The 15789-nt window shown below is 58.3% G+C and carries 12 protein-coding genes; 7 read left to right on the forward strand and 5 right to left on the reverse strand.

Translation table 11 applies throughout. From position 1 onward, the window contains the following. Positions 1–79 precede the first annotated feature (79 nt). The 4 genes from K3174_RS12545 (at position 80) to asnB (ending at position 6011) form a co-directional block, all read left to right on the forward strand. A complete protein-coding gene (locus K3174_RS12545) occupies positions 80–1021 on the forward strand; it encodes a sulfotransferase family protein (RefSeq protein ID WP_221558992.1) in 942 nt (313 codons plus the stop codon). 443 nt (positions 1022–1464) lie between these two features. After that, positions 1465–2679 (forward strand): polysaccharide pyruvyl transferase family protein, encoded by a 1215-nt coding sequence (locus K3174_RS12550; RefSeq protein WP_221558995.1) that lies wholly within the window; start codon positions 1465–1467, stop codon positions 2677–2679. A gap of 140 nt (positions 2680–2819) precedes the next feature. Beyond that, the gene (locus K3174_RS12555) at positions 2820–3953 is read left to right on the forward strand and encodes a nitroreductase family protein (protein WP_221558997.1); all 1134 of its coding nucleotides are present in this window, start codon (positions 2820–2822) and stop codon (positions 3951–3953) included. Between the two features lie 114 nt (positions 3954–4067). After that, on the forward strand, positions 4068–6011 hold the full coding sequence (asnB, locus tag K3174_RS12560) for an asparagine synthase (glutamine-hydrolyzing) (protein WP_221559017.1): 1944 nt from the start codon (positions 4068–4070) through the stop codon (positions 6009–6011). Positions 6012–6019: 8 nt separating this feature from the next. Here asnB and K3174_RS12565 read toward each other — a convergent pair whose 3' ends face one another. Both K3174_RS12565 and K3174_RS12570 read right to left on the reverse strand, forming a co-directional pair. Next, positions 6020–7375 (reverse strand): lipopolysaccharide biosynthesis protein, encoded by a 1356-nt coding sequence (locus K3174_RS12565; protein ID WP_221559019.1) that lies wholly within the window; start codon positions 7373–7375, stop codon positions 6020–6022. Further along, positions 7372–8730 carry a hypothetical protein gene (locus K3174_RS12570; RefSeq protein ID WP_221559021.1) on the reverse strand — a complete coding sequence of 453 codons (1359 nt, stop codon included), beginning with the start codon at positions 8728–8730 and terminating at the stop codon, positions 7372–7374. Before K3174_RS12570 ends, K3174_RS12565 begins: the two co-directional genes overlap by 4 nt. Positions 8731–9004: 274 nt before the next feature. Here K3174_RS12570 and K3174_RS12575 point away from each other — a divergent pair, with 274 nt between their 5' ends. After that, the gene (locus tag K3174_RS12575; RefSeq protein WP_221559024.1) at positions 9005–10369 is read left to right on the forward strand and encodes a pectate lyase family protein; all 1365 of its coding nucleotides are present in this window, start codon (positions 9005–9007) and stop codon (positions 10367–10369) included. Between the two features lie 28 nt (positions 10370–10397). Continuing rightward, positions 10398–11546, forward strand: a complete 1149-nt coding sequence (locus K3174_RS12580; protein ID WP_221559026.1) for a glycosyltransferase — start codon at positions 10398–10400, stop codon at positions 11544–11546. Between the two features lie 9 nt (positions 11547–11555). On the opposite strand, the gene K3174_RS12585 is transcribed toward K3174_RS12580, so the two are convergent. The 3 genes from K3174_RS12585 to K3174_RS12595 all read right to left on the reverse strand — a co-directional run bounded on the left by K3174_RS12585 (position 11556) and on the right by K3174_RS12595 (position 15380). Continuing rightward, complete coding sequence (locus K3174_RS12585; protein WP_221559028.1) at positions 11556–12503, reverse strand: class I SAM-dependent methyltransferase; 948 nt, start codon at positions 12501–12503, stop codon at positions 11556–11558. A 36-nt stretch (positions 12504–12539) separates the two neighbouring features. Next, positions 12540–13751, reverse strand: coding sequence for a glycosyltransferase family 4 protein (locus K3174_RS12590; protein ID WP_221559030.1), 1212 nt, complete (start codon positions 13749–13751; stop codon positions 12540–12542). A gap of 207 nt (positions 13752–13958) precedes the next feature. Beyond that, positions 13959–15380, reverse strand: coding sequence for a hypothetical protein (locus tag K3174_RS12595; RefSeq protein ID WP_221559032.1), 1422 nt, complete (start codon positions 15378–15380; stop codon positions 13959–13961). A 121-nt stretch (positions 15381–15501) separates the two neighbouring features. On the opposite strand from K3174_RS12595, the gene K3174_RS12600 reads away from it, so the two are divergent. Further along, positions 15502–15768 carry a hypothetical protein gene (locus K3174_RS12600; RefSeq protein WP_221559034.1) on the forward strand — a complete coding sequence of 89 codons (267 nt, stop codon included), beginning with the start codon at positions 15502–15504 and terminating at the stop codon, positions 15766–15768. Positions 15769–15789 lie beyond the last annotated feature (21 nt).

A 15789-nucleotide genomic window follows, 5' to 3' on the forward strand; every position in this document is an offset into this window, starting at 1 on the left:
ACTGCGAAGGGGTGCTTGAACGATCGCAGCCATTCGTTCACTCAAGTTGTCGCGCCGGTGGATTTCCGCTCCGCAGGGCATGTCAAAGACTTCGCCAAGTGTGAGACCGCCTCTAGCTGTGCGATTTGATGGCGTGTTTCGCTACCCGTTCCAGCGCATCAACCAGAGGTGCCAGCAGCCAATGCAGCTAAGTGACATCGATTTTGTTATCATTGGTGCCGCAAAGTCGGCAACGACTTGGCTCCAAACACAATTGCAGTCGGATCCGGCGGTTTATATGCCGGACCCGGAGCTCCACTATTTCTCAAGGGAGTATGATCGGGGGCGGGATTGGTATTTGTCGCAGTTCAGCGAGGAGGGGGCCGGTAGGACTGTTGGCGAGAAATCCAATTCCTACCTCTATGTGCCCGAAGCGGCTGCCCGTCTCCATCGCGATCTGCCCCAAGTGAAGCTGATCGCGCAGTTGCGCAATCCTGTCGAGCGGGCATATTCAAGCTACTGTATGCTGTTCAGGCGCGGCGAAGTGAGCGCCGATATCGAGTCATATCTCAATCCTTCACTAAGCGAAAATATGCAGATCCTCGGTTCGGGGAGCTTCGCGTCTCACCTGCAATCCTTTATCGATCTCTTCGGCCGACAACGACTTCTTATCCTGTTTTTCGAAGGGGTTTCGGAAGCTCCCGAGGCGCAGATATCGCGGGTCCGTGCCCATTTGGGCTTGCCGCCGCGTGCTCTGGCACGAGAGGGGCAAGGAAAAGTAAAAGACAAGGCTGCGCCGCTCGTGCCCGCCGGATTGCGCAAGCGACTTGCATGGATGAAGCCGGTGGTTCGCCCCCTGCGTGGGACCGCGCCGTTCGAAGCTGCCCGGGGGCTGATCGCGCGCAAGACGGAGTACCCCCAGCTGACAGAGGACCTCAGAAAGCGGCTAGATGAATATTATGGCCCTTCTGTCGAGGCACTCGAGCAGATAAGCGGCCAGTCTCTTCGTCACTGGTATGGGCGGGCGGATAGCGCCAATTAGGGTTGGTTCACCGGCCTGGCGGTGTGCAGGCTGTCCAGTGCCGATGCCCGTTTCCGCCACCCAAGCCGCCCGCTAGGCCAGAAGGCGCGGTTGCGATGGTCAATGTGGGTAAGCGCTCAAAGCGGGTTTCGTGCAGACCCAATTGGTCGGCAGGAAAGTCAAATATGGGCTAACCGATTATTCCAACTGCGCTACGGCACACCGTCTGGTAGTTCGCACGACGAAGGCCTCGACGGTAGTGAAGAGGTCACCAAGCCAATGGGTCTCGGCGGCGCCGCCGCAGCAATTTTCGACTGGCATCGAGGCCTGTTTTCAAGTTTTGCCAGCGGATTGAACGGTGCTCGGATACCATTAGGGGGTATCGAATATCACTACGGGACCAAGGTTGCTGGCAGGCACTCAAACGCCGAGGCGAATAATCATCAAGAGGGCTATTACGTAACATGAAAAATTTCGTAATAACTGGCATACAGATGAGAAACAAAGGCTCTCAGGCGATGTTTCTATCGTTATATTACGGCCTGAAATCTCTATTTGAGAACTGCAATGTAGTCGGGTTCGCCAATAAATACGACCAACCGGAGCAATATTCGTTCAATTTGCTCCCCTATGACGACTACACGCGACTCGTGTTCAAATACCGGTTGAACAGCGTGCCACTGTTGGCTCCGCTAGTGACAACCCTAGCCTCAGTCTCGAGGAAGACCGACAAGTGGAATGGCCAGATCGCCAAGATGGAGAAAGCCTTACAAGAGGCAGATGCGATTCTGGATGCAAGCGGATACACGCTCGGCTCCGGGTGGGGCAAAGGAGGCGGCAGGCTGCTGCTGCAAACGATAAAGATCGCCAAACGCTACAACAAGCCGATAATATTGATGCCGCAAAGCTTTGGGCCATTCGACTGGGGCGAGGAGGACGACGCGGAATTCCTCAAAGAGGTGAAAGAGGAATTGAGCTATTGCACGAAGATCTACGCTCGCGAGATCGAGGGTTATAAGTGCCTGAAGTCGCTGGGTCTGGATAATGTCGAATTATCTGCGGACATGGTCATTCGGGAGAAAGCCTTTCCCAAAGCCAGCGACATTCATGCATCATATGAAGAAGAAGTAGATTATCCTTCTCCAGGGTCCATCGGCTTCATCATCAACGAGAATGTATTCAGGATCGGAGACCCCGATGCGGTGCTCGACCTGTATGCACGCATACTGAATAAGCTGGTGGACGACGGTGAGAAGGTTTGCATTCTGAATACATCCACCGCCGATATACACCTTGTTGAAAGCGTTCTCGACAAAGTCAAAAACAGAGACAAGGTGAGAATAATATCCGGAGAATATTCAAGCCCGGAGCTGATCGATATCATCGGTCGATTCAAGTATGTCGTCGCCTCACGTTACCACTCCGTCGTATTCGCTTACAGGAGCGGTGTTCCTGCAATCATACTCGGTTGGGCCAGCAAATATATCGATCTGGCGGCACACTTTCAGCAGCAGGATAATGTGTTCGATATCAGGGAGCCAGGTGTCGATCGGATCATCGAACGGATCGACCAGATGGGCGCGAAGTACGCAGAAGAATCACAGAACATAAAAGACTGTCTGGAAAATATGCAGACCACATCTGTGGTGCAGCAAGCTGTGAGCGCATTGGAGGCGTGACATTTCTTGGCGACAGTCAACGGCATGCGAAGTCGTTTGCAGGACCTCGAGTCTCATATGACTGATATCGCAACGATCCTATGCGCTAACGATGCGCTGCCAAACCCCAGGAAAGATATACCTATGGAGGCCGTCTGGCGATGAAACCGCTCGTGAACAAAATCCTACCCGAGGACCAGCGCGATCAACTTCGCGACGCCCGACTCTTCTTTAATGCATCGGGGGTGAGACGATTGGCCAGATCGGCGCAGACCGCCGGTTTGAGGTTCGCGTCGCAGGTCAAGCCACTGGCGTCCGCGTACTATTCTTTGCTGTCGCGCCAGTTTCAGCGAGAGGAACGCGCGGTCCTGCTCGGGCTCGCGAAGTACCACGCGGAGCTTCAAGAGGACGATGCCAACATCTTCCTGATGCGCAGAAACGTCCATCGGCTGGAAAAAGGGCTGTTGATGCGTCCCCGACGCCCGGTGTTTGCGAAGGAATATATTCTCGAAACGGTCAACGTATATCGCAAGATTGTTGCGGAGCCTGTGCGCTCCGGCGAGCGTGTCGCGGAGTCGTTGATCTGGGCGTACGACGTACTCGGCGAATATTTCAGAGCTGTAGCCGCTGACCCGGTACTCGATCACGCGCGCGAGATTTTCGGGCAATGTCCGGTCCCTGACGGCAGTGGCGAGGGAGCGGGGAACAGGGTTCCTTACAAGCGCAACCTTGATGAACACCCGGTCTCCTTCGGGCAGCTGGAGCGGCTGGCCGTCAAGCGGCGATCGGTAAGGTGGTTCGAGCAGAAGCCCGTGCCCCGCGAATTGCTGGACAAAGCCTTCACGGTGGCCGGACTGTCGCCGAGCGCCTGTAACCGGCAACCTTACCGGTTCCTCGTTTTCGACGACCCGGAGATGGTCGCAACGGTGGCGGGGGTGCCGGGAGGGACCGCTGGCTTCAAGCATAACATTCCGGTGATGGTGGCAGTCTTGGGCACCTTGGATGCGTTCTACAGCGAACGTGATCGGCACGTACCTTACATCGACGGTTCCCTTGCCGCGATGTCATTTGCCTACGCGCTGGAAACCCTCGGTCTAAGCTCCTGCATATTCAACTGGCCGGATATCGAGAAACGCGAGAAGATGGCGGAGAGGGTCCTGGGCTTGAAGGGATACGAGCGTCCCGTGTTCTTCATGGGAGTAGGCTACCCAGACCCCGACGCTATGGTCGCGTACTCCCAGAAACGCCCGCTCGATGTCATGCGCGTGTACAACCCCCCAATCAACCCGTTCTGAGCCTTTACGATACGGTCGATGGCCATTGCTTAGCCTTGGCTATCCAACTTTAGGCCCCTTGAATTACCCATATTTGCACTCGCGTAGCGCGGTGCCTGGCGTAAGCTTGTAGGCATGTGCGGAATTGCGGGCTTCGTAGATTTTTCTGGAAAATTGCAGGTCGACCCGGCGCGCTTGCTGGACGAGATGCGCGATACGCTGCTCCATCGTGGACCCGATGCGGGCGGATCGGCAGTGGAGGCAGAGGGGCGGGTTGGGCTCGGCCATCGCCGCCTCTCGATCATCGACCTGTCCGAAACCGGGGCGCAGCCGATGGAGTCTGCTTCCGGACGCTATGCCATCGTCTTCAATGGCGAGATCTACAATTTCCAGGCTATCCGTACCGAGCTGATGGCGTTGGGGGCGACCTTTCGCGGAACGTCCGATACCGAAGTTCTGCTTGAGGCGATCGAGCGCTTTGGCTTGGTCGCGGCGCTCCAGCGGGCCAATGGTATGTTCGCGCTGGCGCTCTTTGACCGGAAGAAAAAGGAAGTTGCATTCGCGCGTGATCGGCTGGGCAAGAAGCCGCTTTATATCGGCTTAGCCGGGGGCTCGCTGGCGTTCGGATCGGAACTGAAGGCGCTGCGCCGCCATCCGCTGTTCACGAAGCTGGAAATCGACCGACAGGCCGCTGCACATTTCGCTCGGCTTGGCTATATCCCCGCACCGCTCTCGATCTACAAGAACGTCGGCAAGCTGCCGCCGGCGAGCTACATCGTCCTCCCGCTCGAGGGGAAAGAACCGGGCCTGGAGGTCATCCGGGCGGAAACCCGCGCATACTGGAGCATGCATTCCGCCGCCCAAGACGGGATCGAGAGGCGGTTTCAGGATGAGGCCGAGGCGCTTGATGCGCTTGAGGAGCGATTGGGAGTTGCGGTCGAGCAGCGGCTGGTATCCGACGTGCCGGTTGGCGCCTTCCTCTCGGGCGGCGTCGATTCAAGCCTTGTCTGTGCGCTGATGCAGGAACGACTTAGCGGCAATGCGAAGACCTATACGGTTGGGTTCGCCGAAAGTGAGTTCGACGAGACAGCGGATGCGGCTGAGCTTGCCGCGCATATTGGATCGCAGCATACGGAGCTTCCGCTCAACCCGAGCGCAGCGCTCGATTCCGTCGGCGAGATGCAGCAGATATTCGATGAGCCCTTCGCGGACCCTTCGCAAATCCCCTCACTGCTCATTTCTCGGCTCATCCGATCCGAAGTAACCGTTGCCATCTCGGGCGACGGGGGCGACGAGTTTTTCGGCGGCTACAAGCGCTATCCGCGCATGCTGGCGATGGAACGGCTGGCGCAGCGGGTGCCCGATGCACTGCGGCATGCGGCGAAAGCCACGCCGTTTTGGTTGCTCGACGCCGGCGCCAAGGCAGGCCGTTTACTCAGGCCTGGAGGGCGCGCCGAGGAGCTAAGCGGTGATCGGGCGGAAAAGATCGTTGAAATCGTTGCTCAACCTGACTTCCGTCACCGCTACGAACACTTCAATTCGCAGTGGATCCCCCCGCACGGATCGCCCCCTAGCCCTTTCACCGCGGTAGAGCTTCCCGAGGGTCTCGGTCAACTTGAGCAGATGATGTTCCTCGATGCGATCTGTTACCTGCCAGACGATGTTCTGGTGAAGGTCGATCGGACATCGATGGCCACCAGTCTGGAAGTTCGTTCTCCACTGCTCGACTACGAATTGATCTCCACTGCCTGGCGTATGCCCGACAGTCTGCGAATGCCAGATGGTACGACAGGGAAGATTGCCCTGCGTAAACTACTCGCGCGGCGTGTGCCCGAGCACATGATCGACCGTCCAAAACGCGGCTTTGGAGTGCCGCTGAACGAATGGCTGCGGGGCCCGCTACGCGAACTTGCGGAGGATCACCTGAACCCCGGAAAGATGGAAGCGCTCGGCTACTTCGATAGCCAGGCGGTCAGCAAGCGTTGGGTCGAACACCTTTCGGGCCGCCGCAACTGGGGCTTCCATCTGTGGAGCTGTATCTGCTTTAGCATGTGGCACCGTCAATGGATGACCGCTTGAACGACTTCTCAGGTCAGTTCCACGGCGTCCTCGGAAGAAGCTTGCCGATTTAAGTTCCTCCACATCCAGACGTCGAGCAGAACGGCGGTAAGGATGCCGAAGCCGATATGCGCAAAGCTTGCTCCGATCGCGCCGTATATGGGTATCGCGTAAAACGCGATTCCAAGGAAAAGTACGGTCGAACATGTTGCCGTCATCAGCACATATTGCGGACAGTTCATGGCCAACAAAGCGGAGCGCGCCGGGGCGGAATGCATGATGAGAAAGACCGCCACCAGATGTGCCATGAGGATCGTATAAGCAGGTGCAAATTCGGCTCCGAATGCAAGCAACACCAGCGGTTTGCCGATCACTGCGGCGACGACCAGGATACTTCCCATGATCAGCGCGAGAAGGCCTTGTATGCTGACAACGGTCTTGCGGAATTGCCGCTTTATCTTGCCCGCCCACATTCTCGCAAGATCGGGGTATACGACCATCTGGATCATCTCGCCGCAGGCCATGGCCACCTTCGCCATTCGCTTGGCGATATGGTAGAAACCCGCCGCCTCGGAGCTGTCGGTCAGCGCGCCGACGATCAGTGTGTCCGCCTCATGCGTGATCGTTCGCAGGGCGCTAGAGGCATTCGTGGTGAAGGCGAAGCCAAGAAAGCCCGGGAAGTCCTGGATCAGATTGCCCACGCGCGCCCGCAGAGGCGAAGGGGTGCCATCGCGTGAGAGCTGGCGAAAGGCGACAAAGTTATACAGCAGCGCGTCGACCACTTGGGAGATGGTCCAGACCCAGACGAAGGTCATTAACCCGCTGCCGGCCCAGTAGAATATAGCTGCCAGGAGCAGACGCAGAAACCCGGCAATGAACACTATATATGCCATTGTCCGGAACATGCCCGCCATCCGCATCACGGCCGACGACATCCCGCGCAGGTTGAGCGCGATGGCGACGGCGTAGATTGCTACGAGCGGGAGCATCTCTCGAGGGAAATCGAAGTAGGACGTCAGAACAAAGGCGACGATCACCGAAAGCAACGCGGCAACCAGCGCGCCCGCTATGTCGAGAATTAAGCCGAACAGGTAGAGTCTCGATAGTCGCTCGGGATCGCTCGTTCCTTCCTCTGTCGCAGCAAAGCGCACGAGTGGCTGCCACGATTCGAAGCGCACGATCCGTTCGCAAACGCGCCCGACCGCCAACGTCATTGCGAGGATGCCAAACGCCTCGGGGCCGAGCGCACGAGTGGCGAACGCAATGCTGCCGATCATCACGAAGGCATTGCCGACACTGCCAGTCATTAGATGCAGCACACTTTCGATGCGCGAGCGCAGCACCGACTTTGCGGCCGCATCGGGCTTGACGGTGCCTTCGCTCATCTGGGCATTTCCAGAACAGCCGTTTGCCGGCGCTGTTCTGCGTATTGTCGCATGTATCGATCGCGGGGAAGCGATCCTGGCTTAACGGGCTCCGCCTTGAGGCAGGTCAGCAAGGCGAGAAAGACCGGTGCCAGCCAAAGTCGTGCGTACATGTGCGGTACTGTCAGGGTGAACAGAGAGAAGATCAGGAGCACGCCAACGCAGATTATCCCGCGGTTCGGATCTTTAGACATTCCCGAGAGTGCCTGGAACCACATTAGTCCGAGCAGGCCTACGAATGCGACCAGTCCAAGCAGGCCTGCCTCGGTGAGCAGTAACAGAGGGAAGACGTGAACTGGCGCCTGATGCATGCTGATCACTCGGAAACTGTCTGCTCCGAGGCCGATTACGAGCGTATCGCCAGCAATACGCCAAGCCTCCTCCGCCAGTTCCATCCGACCTGTAAAAGTGCCCGCTTCCTCAAGGCCACCGCCAGACAGAGCCCCGAGCACGCGCTGTTCGAATGGTGCGGGCAGCGGCAGGCCGCTCGAAATATAGAACACGCCGAAAGCCACAACGGCCAGCAGCGCGAAGATGGCTTTCTGCGGCCAGCGAACGAGCATCACAAGAGCACTGGCCGAGAGGCAGATGACAAAGCCACCAAAGCTGGCCGAAGAGAGCAGTCCCCACAGGAGGAATACTGCACACACCAGACTGAGCAACGGATTCATCAGCCTGTGGCTAACCACGTAGAACAGAAAGACCAGGGCAAAACCGGCCATGGCACTGTTGTTATTGGCGTTCCCGGAAAAAGCTCCAAGCCGTCCCATGCCGGTGATGAAGTTGTTTCCCAGGTAAGGTGCCGTATCAGCGTAGTCGAAGAATATATTGGCGATGTTGCCAACTGCCTGAGAGAAGGTTACGCCCAGAACGTAGAAGACCACGCAATGTTGCAGTGTCTTGTGGCCGAAGCTGGCGAACATCATCGGCAATAGCAGATAGGCAAAGCTATACTGAACGGCGACGATCAACCACCGCGTTATCTCGCCATTTATAAGCGTGCTCACGAACAGGGTGCCCAGCATGATCGTCAGCGAGAATAGCCAGGCCGGAGAAAGCCCCCCCATCGGAGCAAGGTTCAGCCTGGACGTGCCGACCAGGCCGAGAATGACAACGAGAAAGGCTGCGTCCGAAATCGTAAAGTTAACGTCGCCCGGTCGAGCGATGTGCCACGAAACTGAAAAGACACCGATCAGCAGAAAGACAGCCAACAGCTTGTCGAGCGCGACCGTCGGGCCCGAAGCCGAGTTGCCGGCACCGGCCCTGCCATAGAGGGCGGACGGATTGGAGCGCGGTTCGTCTTCGAAAATGCTCATTGCACTGTTGTTTAAAGCATTGGCGGACACCGGCCAAACGAGGGTTTGGCTATCTATGTCCCCTAAGGCGAGGCGTGTTTGGCGATTATGAGGACGCGACTACACCCTATGAGGGAGTGTCGTTGAGCCGCCGGGCAACTTTGTTGCTGCGATTACCCCAGTGAGTGATGGACAGCCGCCAATGCGCGATGCACTTTTTCTTCGCGTTCCTCAGCAACGACAGTTGGGACCATCGGATATTGTGATTGTGATGCGATTAAAACGACTCCTCCCGTTGCGCTACTTGTGGCTGACGCTTTCCGTGGGCCTAGTGGCCTGTTCGGGCCCGGCGGAAAGTGGGACGCAGGTCGATGAGGGCCGGGAACTCTGGCGAGCTCCGCAAAATCCGTCCTTTCCTGGCGCCGAAGGCTATGGTTCGCGCAGCAAGGGCGGTCGCGGCGGCAGGATTATGCAGGTTGTTTCGCTGGCAGATTCCGGCCCGGGAACACTGCGTGAATGCATCGAAGCGATGGGACCGCGCGTATGCGTGTTCCGCGTTTCCGGGGTAATCCGCTTCACCGGTCAGCCGCCGCGCATACGCCACCCGTTCATCACCATCGCCGGCCAATCCGCGCCGGGTGAGGGAATCACCTTGGCACATAGTGGCGGCGAGATGGGCCGCACCCCCTTGGTCATCAAGGACACCAATGACGTTATCGTGCGTCACATCCGGATTCGCAATGATCGCGTCGGCGACCGTCGTGGCAGCGAAGACTCGATCACGATCGAGAAAAGTTCGCACGTGATCATCGACCATGTCAGCGCCAGCTGGGCGCGTGACGAACTGGTCAATGGCTACGACAGCAACAACTTTATCACTGTCAGCAATTCGATGTTTTCGTGGGGGATTCCCGACCACGACAAATGCGCCTTGCTCGCGTCCGACCCTGGCTCGGCCCAGCACTTCAGCTTCATCGGCAACCTTTGTGCGCACAGCGGAGATCGCAATCCCGACATCAATTTTCCTCCAGGGTCGTGTGTCGAGGTGCTCAACAATGTGTTCTACAATGCAAAGTCCGAATTCGCCGAGGTTTGGGAAACCTATGGTGGGACGCCTGTCGCGATCATCGGCAATATTTTCGTCGCCGGTCCCGATACGTCGAAAGATGCGATAGGCATTGTTAGGCAACGCATCTCAAGCGGCGGGCCAGCGCGAGTTTATGTCGCAGACAATCAATTCGTCGGCGAATTCCGAAAGCAGGATCCATCGCTGGATGAAGTTTTGCTGGCACAGGCCGATTGCACGACGACGATTGCGCCCACCTCACCGAAGCAAGCTTACGAAGCGGTTCTCGGTAGGGCTGGGGCGTTCCCGCGCGATCCTCTTGATCGGCAAGTCGTCGGAGAAGTACGGAGCCGGTCGGGCGGGATCATGCGTGCGCCAGGCACCATTCCGCCGGTCGCTGCTGCACGTGCAGCCCCCGATACCGACCGCGACGGCATGCCTGACGAATGGGAAGAGGCGCATGGGTCCAGCCCCGAGTTCCCCGACGCGTGGGAAGATGCCGATGGCGATGGCGTAGCCAATCTCGATGCCTGGCTTGAAGAGCGGCATCTCGAAGTAACCGGAACACGCACGCCGCAGGGTAACGGTTCGTGATCCGCTTCTCGGCGAAGTTATCCACGGGATGAAGGTTCTGCATGTAATTACCGGGCTCAATATTGGCGGGGCCGAAAATATGCTCGCCAAGCTGATCGAGCAGGGTGGGGCGGATGAGGCTGTGGTGCTTTCCCTTTTGTCGCCTGGCCCGATCGCGGAGCGGATCACTGCACGAGGGGTGAGTGTCCATTCGCTAGGTATGCGGCGCGGCATTGTGGGGCCGGGAGCCATGCTGCGATTACCGCGACTGGTCGAAACGATAGCGCCCGACTTGATCCACGGATGGATGTACCACGGCAACCTCGCCGCCAGCTTCGCGCGCCGCCGGTCGCGGCGCAAACTGCCCTTGGTGTGGAACATCCGCCATTCGATCCCCGATCTTGCGATGGAGAGCCGGCAGACGCGGGTATTGCTCAAGCTGAGTGCACGGATTTCCGGTGGCCCGGAGGCGATCGTTTACAACGCGTATGTCTCGCGCGACCAACACGAGGCGATCGGCTATTCGGCTGAGCGAGGGATGGTCGTTCCCAACGGCTTCGACACTGCGCGGTTCGCCCCCGATCCGAACGCGCGGAATGCGGCGACGGCGATCTTCGGCTTGGCCGAGGACGCATTTCGCGTGGCCTGCGTCGCACGGCTGCACCCGATGAAAGACCAAGCGCGGCTAGTTGAGGCGGCAGCTATCGCCCGTGAACGTGGGTGCGACATCCACCTCGTATTTGTGGGCCACGGCCTTGAAGACCCTCCTGCGGAGCTCAAACGACTTATCGAGAAGCGTATTCCGGCTGATCGAGTCACTACCAGCGGCGCACGTACCGACGTTGCGGACTGGTTGCCGGGTATTGACCTGCTCGCGGTTCCGTCGGCTTGGGGGGAGGCCTTTCCCAATGTGATCGGCGAAGCGCTCGCTTGCGGGGTTCCCGTGGTTGCAACCGATGTCGGAGACAGCGCGCGGATCATAGGTCGGAACGGATTGATCGTTCCGCCCAACGACACCGACGCCATGGCCGACGCAATCATCGCAATGGCAGCACGATCGGCGTCGGAACGCGCAGCTATGGGTGCAGCTGGCCGCGAGCGAATTGTGCGCGAATATGCGCTTGCGAATGTCGCTGGTAGATACGAAGAGTTACATGCTGCCTGTCTTGAACAGATGGCGCGAAACGGCAAACAATAAGCGCGTCTGTTACGTTCCCCGGTAATTCTGGATCAGCACTTCGGTCGTTACCACCTCGTTAGCTTTTGCTCCCAAAAAGTATACTCCGCTGGCGCCATCCATGGCGTAGCTTTCCGGAATGAAAGCGTCGAAATATTGGGCCCAGAAGAAGGTCAGTTTGGCGATTTTACCTGCCATGCGCGAACGAAAAACGCCGCGCGCGAAATAATCGACCGCCCACATCAATGTGCGCCCCGGACCGGCGGACGCACCTGAATCGATACACGCAAACCCGCAGAACAGGTAACGGTGTCCTCGTTCGGTGAAACGAGTGAAATCGTAAGCGCCTTCATGAACTTGCTGCATGAAAGGCGTTTCGGCGTAAACCAAGCCACCCGGCTTGAGGACGCGCCAGATTTCGCTGGCGACCCGCTGCGGTTTGAGGACGTGTTCGAGTACAGCCTGGATCACTACCCCGTCAAAATGTCCGTCAACGATCGGGATATCATGTGCATCGGCGACAAACTGGACCCGCGGTGTGGCATAGATATCGAAAGCATAGACCGCCATGCCAGGATCATCGTAGAGTGCTGACAGACCTTGCCCAACGCTGCCGCCGCCAATCACCAGTACCTTCGGCCGTTCTGCAGCACTCTTCAGCTTGTCGATGAATGTAGCGATATTGCGCTTCGTCGACTTCTTCTCGGGCGATAGCAGCGATTTGACAAACTTCGCCAAGAAGGAATGGTTCGGTCGCTCGACTACGCTTGCGCCGCCGCTATCGGCCACGTCGTCGCGCTGGATCACCGATTTGTCGAAATCAATAAGTACAGGCTTGTTCTTCGCGATCAGGTAGTCGCACAATTCGCCATCCTCGTCCGCCCCCTGAAACATCACCTGTCCATCGGCGAAGCGGATCGGTCTGGTCGTTCGCGGGCACCGGAGGGCGCCGTCTAGTTCGTCGATCGTGGCAAGCATTGGTCCGGTCCGCCTTTGAATGTTATCGCCTCCGCCTCAAGAAGCGGAGGACGGAAATGAAGACGCTCCGTTGCCGGCCGGAACCGGGACTCCGGGACGGCGCTGCTTGTCGACCAACTCCCGATATACGTCCGTCACTTGGTCCACGTGGCGCGCACGGGTAAAACGTTTCTCAGCCATGTTTCTGGCCCGGCGGGTTAGGGCCTCGCATCGATCAGGGGCCTCCAGGAGATCGTGCACCGCTACCGCCATGGCGTGCGGATCGTCCGGTGGGACTATAATCCCGCAGTCGGGAGTGAGCGCTTCGGCATTGCCCCCCGATTGGGTCGCTATCACGGGTGTTCCGACCAACATGGCTTCAACCAGCGTGCGGCCGAGCGGCTCGTTAAGCGCAGTAACCAATAGCGCGTCGCACGCGGCGATCCAATCGTGCCCGGGCTCGCGATAGCCCATCAGTTTGACCGGCGGGCGTCCGGAAGGCACGTCAAGCCGCTCCTGCATTTCTGCATAGAGCTTGTCGTCTTTGGGCTCGCCAAACATCACACCGATGACAGGGCGTTTGGATCTCCGCTCCAGTTCCGCCACCGCGTCGATAAAGGCCACAGGGCGTTTGCGGACAATGTATTGCCCGAAATAGCTGCAGATGATGGTATTGTCCGGGCAGCCGAGTTCGGTCAGCAATCGCTGCCGCATCTCCACGCGATCGACCGAGACATCAACATCGAAGGGGCTGTGGATGACCCGTGCTTTGTTGAGTTTCCCCCAGCGGCGGCGCGGGAGCGAGTATTCGGACACGGATATTATCTGGTCCGCCAAAATGGGCGCAACCAGGCTGGTGCCCCGCGCATCGGGATCGCCGCGGTGATGCCAGACAATCCTCGAACCCGCGAGTTTGCCGGCAAGCGCCCAGCTTGCATGGCTTCGACCATCATTGGTGTGAACAATGTCGACCCCCAGGTCTTTCAGCAACCGCGCTCGACCAAATGCACGCGGCAAGGTGCGAAACGCGCTCCCAATGCCGAAGCTGCGTCCTACCTTGAAGGGTTCTTCAAGCGCGCAAGGATCCTCGACCTGCTCATACTCGCTGAAATACTCGGCAATCCGTCCATCCGGAACCTCGAGGATCACAATCACGCGGTAGAGGCTCTCTGGAAGGGCATCGAGCAAGCCCTTCAGCGAGATATGGCTGCCACCAAGTCTGTCGCCCGCGAAGGCGATGCCGATCGTTATTTTTTGCTCGGTCGTCATCCGGACAGGCCCAATATGCTCCAGTTCCGTTGTGCCGATCCTGTTTCGCCGCGTCACGCAATCGAGCGTGTGACGGAAACGGGGCCGGGCACGAGCTTGTATTCAGGGCCTGATAGTCGATGCGAAGAGCGGGAAGCTCAAGGTATCATTGGTATAGTCCGAAGCGGCATCCGGTGGATGAGCTTTCGAAGTAGTTCACCGACACCCTCATCTACCGCAATTTGCAGCCGGGAGCTGACCCGTAGAACTGAAGAACTCGTCGGGGCCGTAGCGTGTGTGATCTGCGGCAAGCATGCTCAGATATTCTTCGATATTCGGATAGCCATCGCCATCCCTATCGTCGTTTGCATCCCAGCGGTTGGCATCGGCGTTGTTGAACCGGTTTTCCCACGCGTCCGGCATGCCGTCGTTGTCGCTGTCAGCCAACGGATCATGACCCGACGCAATGCGGGCAAAGCCGCCATAGTCAGCGGGGTTGCCACTCGTGAAGCCGCCCTGGAACAGATAGGGCGCGCGGTCGCAGGTTCGCAGGTCATCGATATACATTGCGTCCACATTGTCGCGGCAGGAGCCTGACCGGCAGAGGGTCGCACCCGCCTGTTCAAGGACAGTTCGCTGCGACGTGGCTGCATTCGCCAGCATCCACGCAGGAAGGTAGTTCTGAGTGATCCCCGGTGCATAGGTCCAGTCGCTCTTGTACGCGTTGGGGCTGATCGTCGAACCCGGATAGGCGCCGAAGCCCCGGCGGCTCTGGTTGCCTGCCCTGTAGATCGAGAAACCGAACGATACGATACTCGCGCGGTCGAACAGTGCGGGAAAGAACGATTCAGGTCGGTCTTGAGACAGCACACCTTCCATATGACTGTTGTTCACCCAATTGAGGTAAACGCTACCGAACTGGTTGGAAATAAGACCCGGCTCGCTGATGAAGTTGTAAACCGTGTTGCCGATGTAATCGATCTGGCCGGTATTGCCGGCTATTTCCTGGGGTATCCCGCCCGCGATGTTGGCGCCGCGTTCGTCCCCGTGCTGCGACAAATTGTACGCTACCGTTACTCGGTTTACTGGCTTCATGAAAAACGTCTTGCAATGGTAGTTGCCCGGATCGTGGCCGGCGTCGCGACAGAGGTTCGGCCCGATCATGGAGAACTGCACGGTGCAATCGCTGCATACGGCGTCGAGACTTTCATCGGTCCCGAACATGGCTGTGACGTGATCCAGCACTTGCAGGCGACTGTCACCGATACGAACGGAATCGCCATTGCTGCTAGGCGCATCCGTGTGGTTGCCATAGCGAAAACGCATATGCCTTACGATAGTGTTGGCCTGCCCCCGCGTGTAGAATAACGGCGCGTCGACCAATCCCTTGCCGCGCACCACTTCGATGCCTCTGGGGGAGGTTTGGCCGGCGACGTAGAGACCGTCCACGGTAATGCGCATTTCCGACTGGACGACAATCTGCCCGCTTACGTCGAACACGCAATAGCGGGGACGCCCTGCAGGGATGGCATAGGGGGATGTAACCTGCAGCGCGAGGGCGCATTCACGCAGCGTGATCAGGCCGTCACTTGGGTCTGCTGTGTCGGCAAGGCTATTGATCCGGTAGACCACCGCGTTCGGGCTGCGCACGCTGGTCCGGGCTCCGAAGCCTATCGCTGTCGGAAAGGCCAGGGGATGACGGTTAGCCTCGGGAATTCCGCCGTTGTCCGGGTCGGCAAAGGCCGCCCCGTTCCCTGTTGCCGGCGTTGGCGTGGGTGCCGATGTGGCTGTTGGGCTGGGTGCTGGAGTGACGCTGGGCGTGGGCGTGGCCGAAACGGGCGCCGAACCATCTCCCGAACCGCAGGCGGAAAGAAGAGCCAACGTCAATGTTGTCAAAGAGATACGGCCAATAAAACCACTAGTCTTGTTGGCCTTAAACTCTTGTATTGTGGTTGGCATCTTATATCCGTCTGCAGTGAACGAAATCGAACATGACAAGTTCTATGAAAGCCGGCCTATGACGACTTTGATGATCTAGAAAACGGGTATGAAGAATTAC

Origin of the sequence: Qipengyuania qiaonensis, from assembly GCF_019711515.1 — a bacterium.
GTDB lineage: Bacteria > Pseudomonadota > Alphaproteobacteria > Sphingomonadales > Sphingomonadaceae > Qipengyuania > Qipengyuania qiaonensis.

Coding starts and splice junctions, on each gene's coding strand:
- K3174_RS12545 (WP_221558992.1), top strand. CDS start 80: ATGTCAAAGACTTCGCCAAGTGTGAGACCGCCTCTAGCTGTGCGATTT.
- K3174_RS12550 (WP_221558995.1), top strand. CDS start 1,465: ATGAAAAATTTCGTAATAACTGGCATACAGATGAGAAACAAAGGCTCT.
- K3174_RS12555 (WP_221558997.1), top strand. CDS start 2,820: ATGAAACCGCTCGTGAACAAAATCCTACCCGAGGACCAGCGCGATCAA.
- asnB (WP_221559017.1), top strand. CDS start 4,068: ATGTGCGGAATTGCGGGCTTCGTAGATTTTTCTGGAAAATTGCAGGTC.
- K3174_RS12565 (WP_221559019.1), bottom strand. CDS start 7,375: ATGAGCGAAGGCACCGTCAAGCCCGATGCGGCCGCAAAGTCGGTGCTG.
- K3174_RS12570 (WP_221559021.1), bottom strand. CDS start 8,730: ATGAGCATTTTCGAAGACGAACCGCGCTCCAATCCGTCCGCCCTCTAT.
- K3174_RS12580 (WP_221559026.1), top strand. CDS start 10,398: ATGAAGGTTCTGCATGTAATTACCGGGCTCAATATTGGCGGGGCCGAA.
- K3174_RS12585 (WP_221559028.1), bottom strand. CDS start 12,503: ATGCTTGCCACGATCGACGAACTAGACGGCGCCCTCCGGTGCCCGCGA.
- K3174_RS12590 (WP_221559030.1), bottom strand. CDS start 13,751: ATGACGACCGAGCAAAAAATAACGATCGGCATCGCCTTCGCGGGCGAC.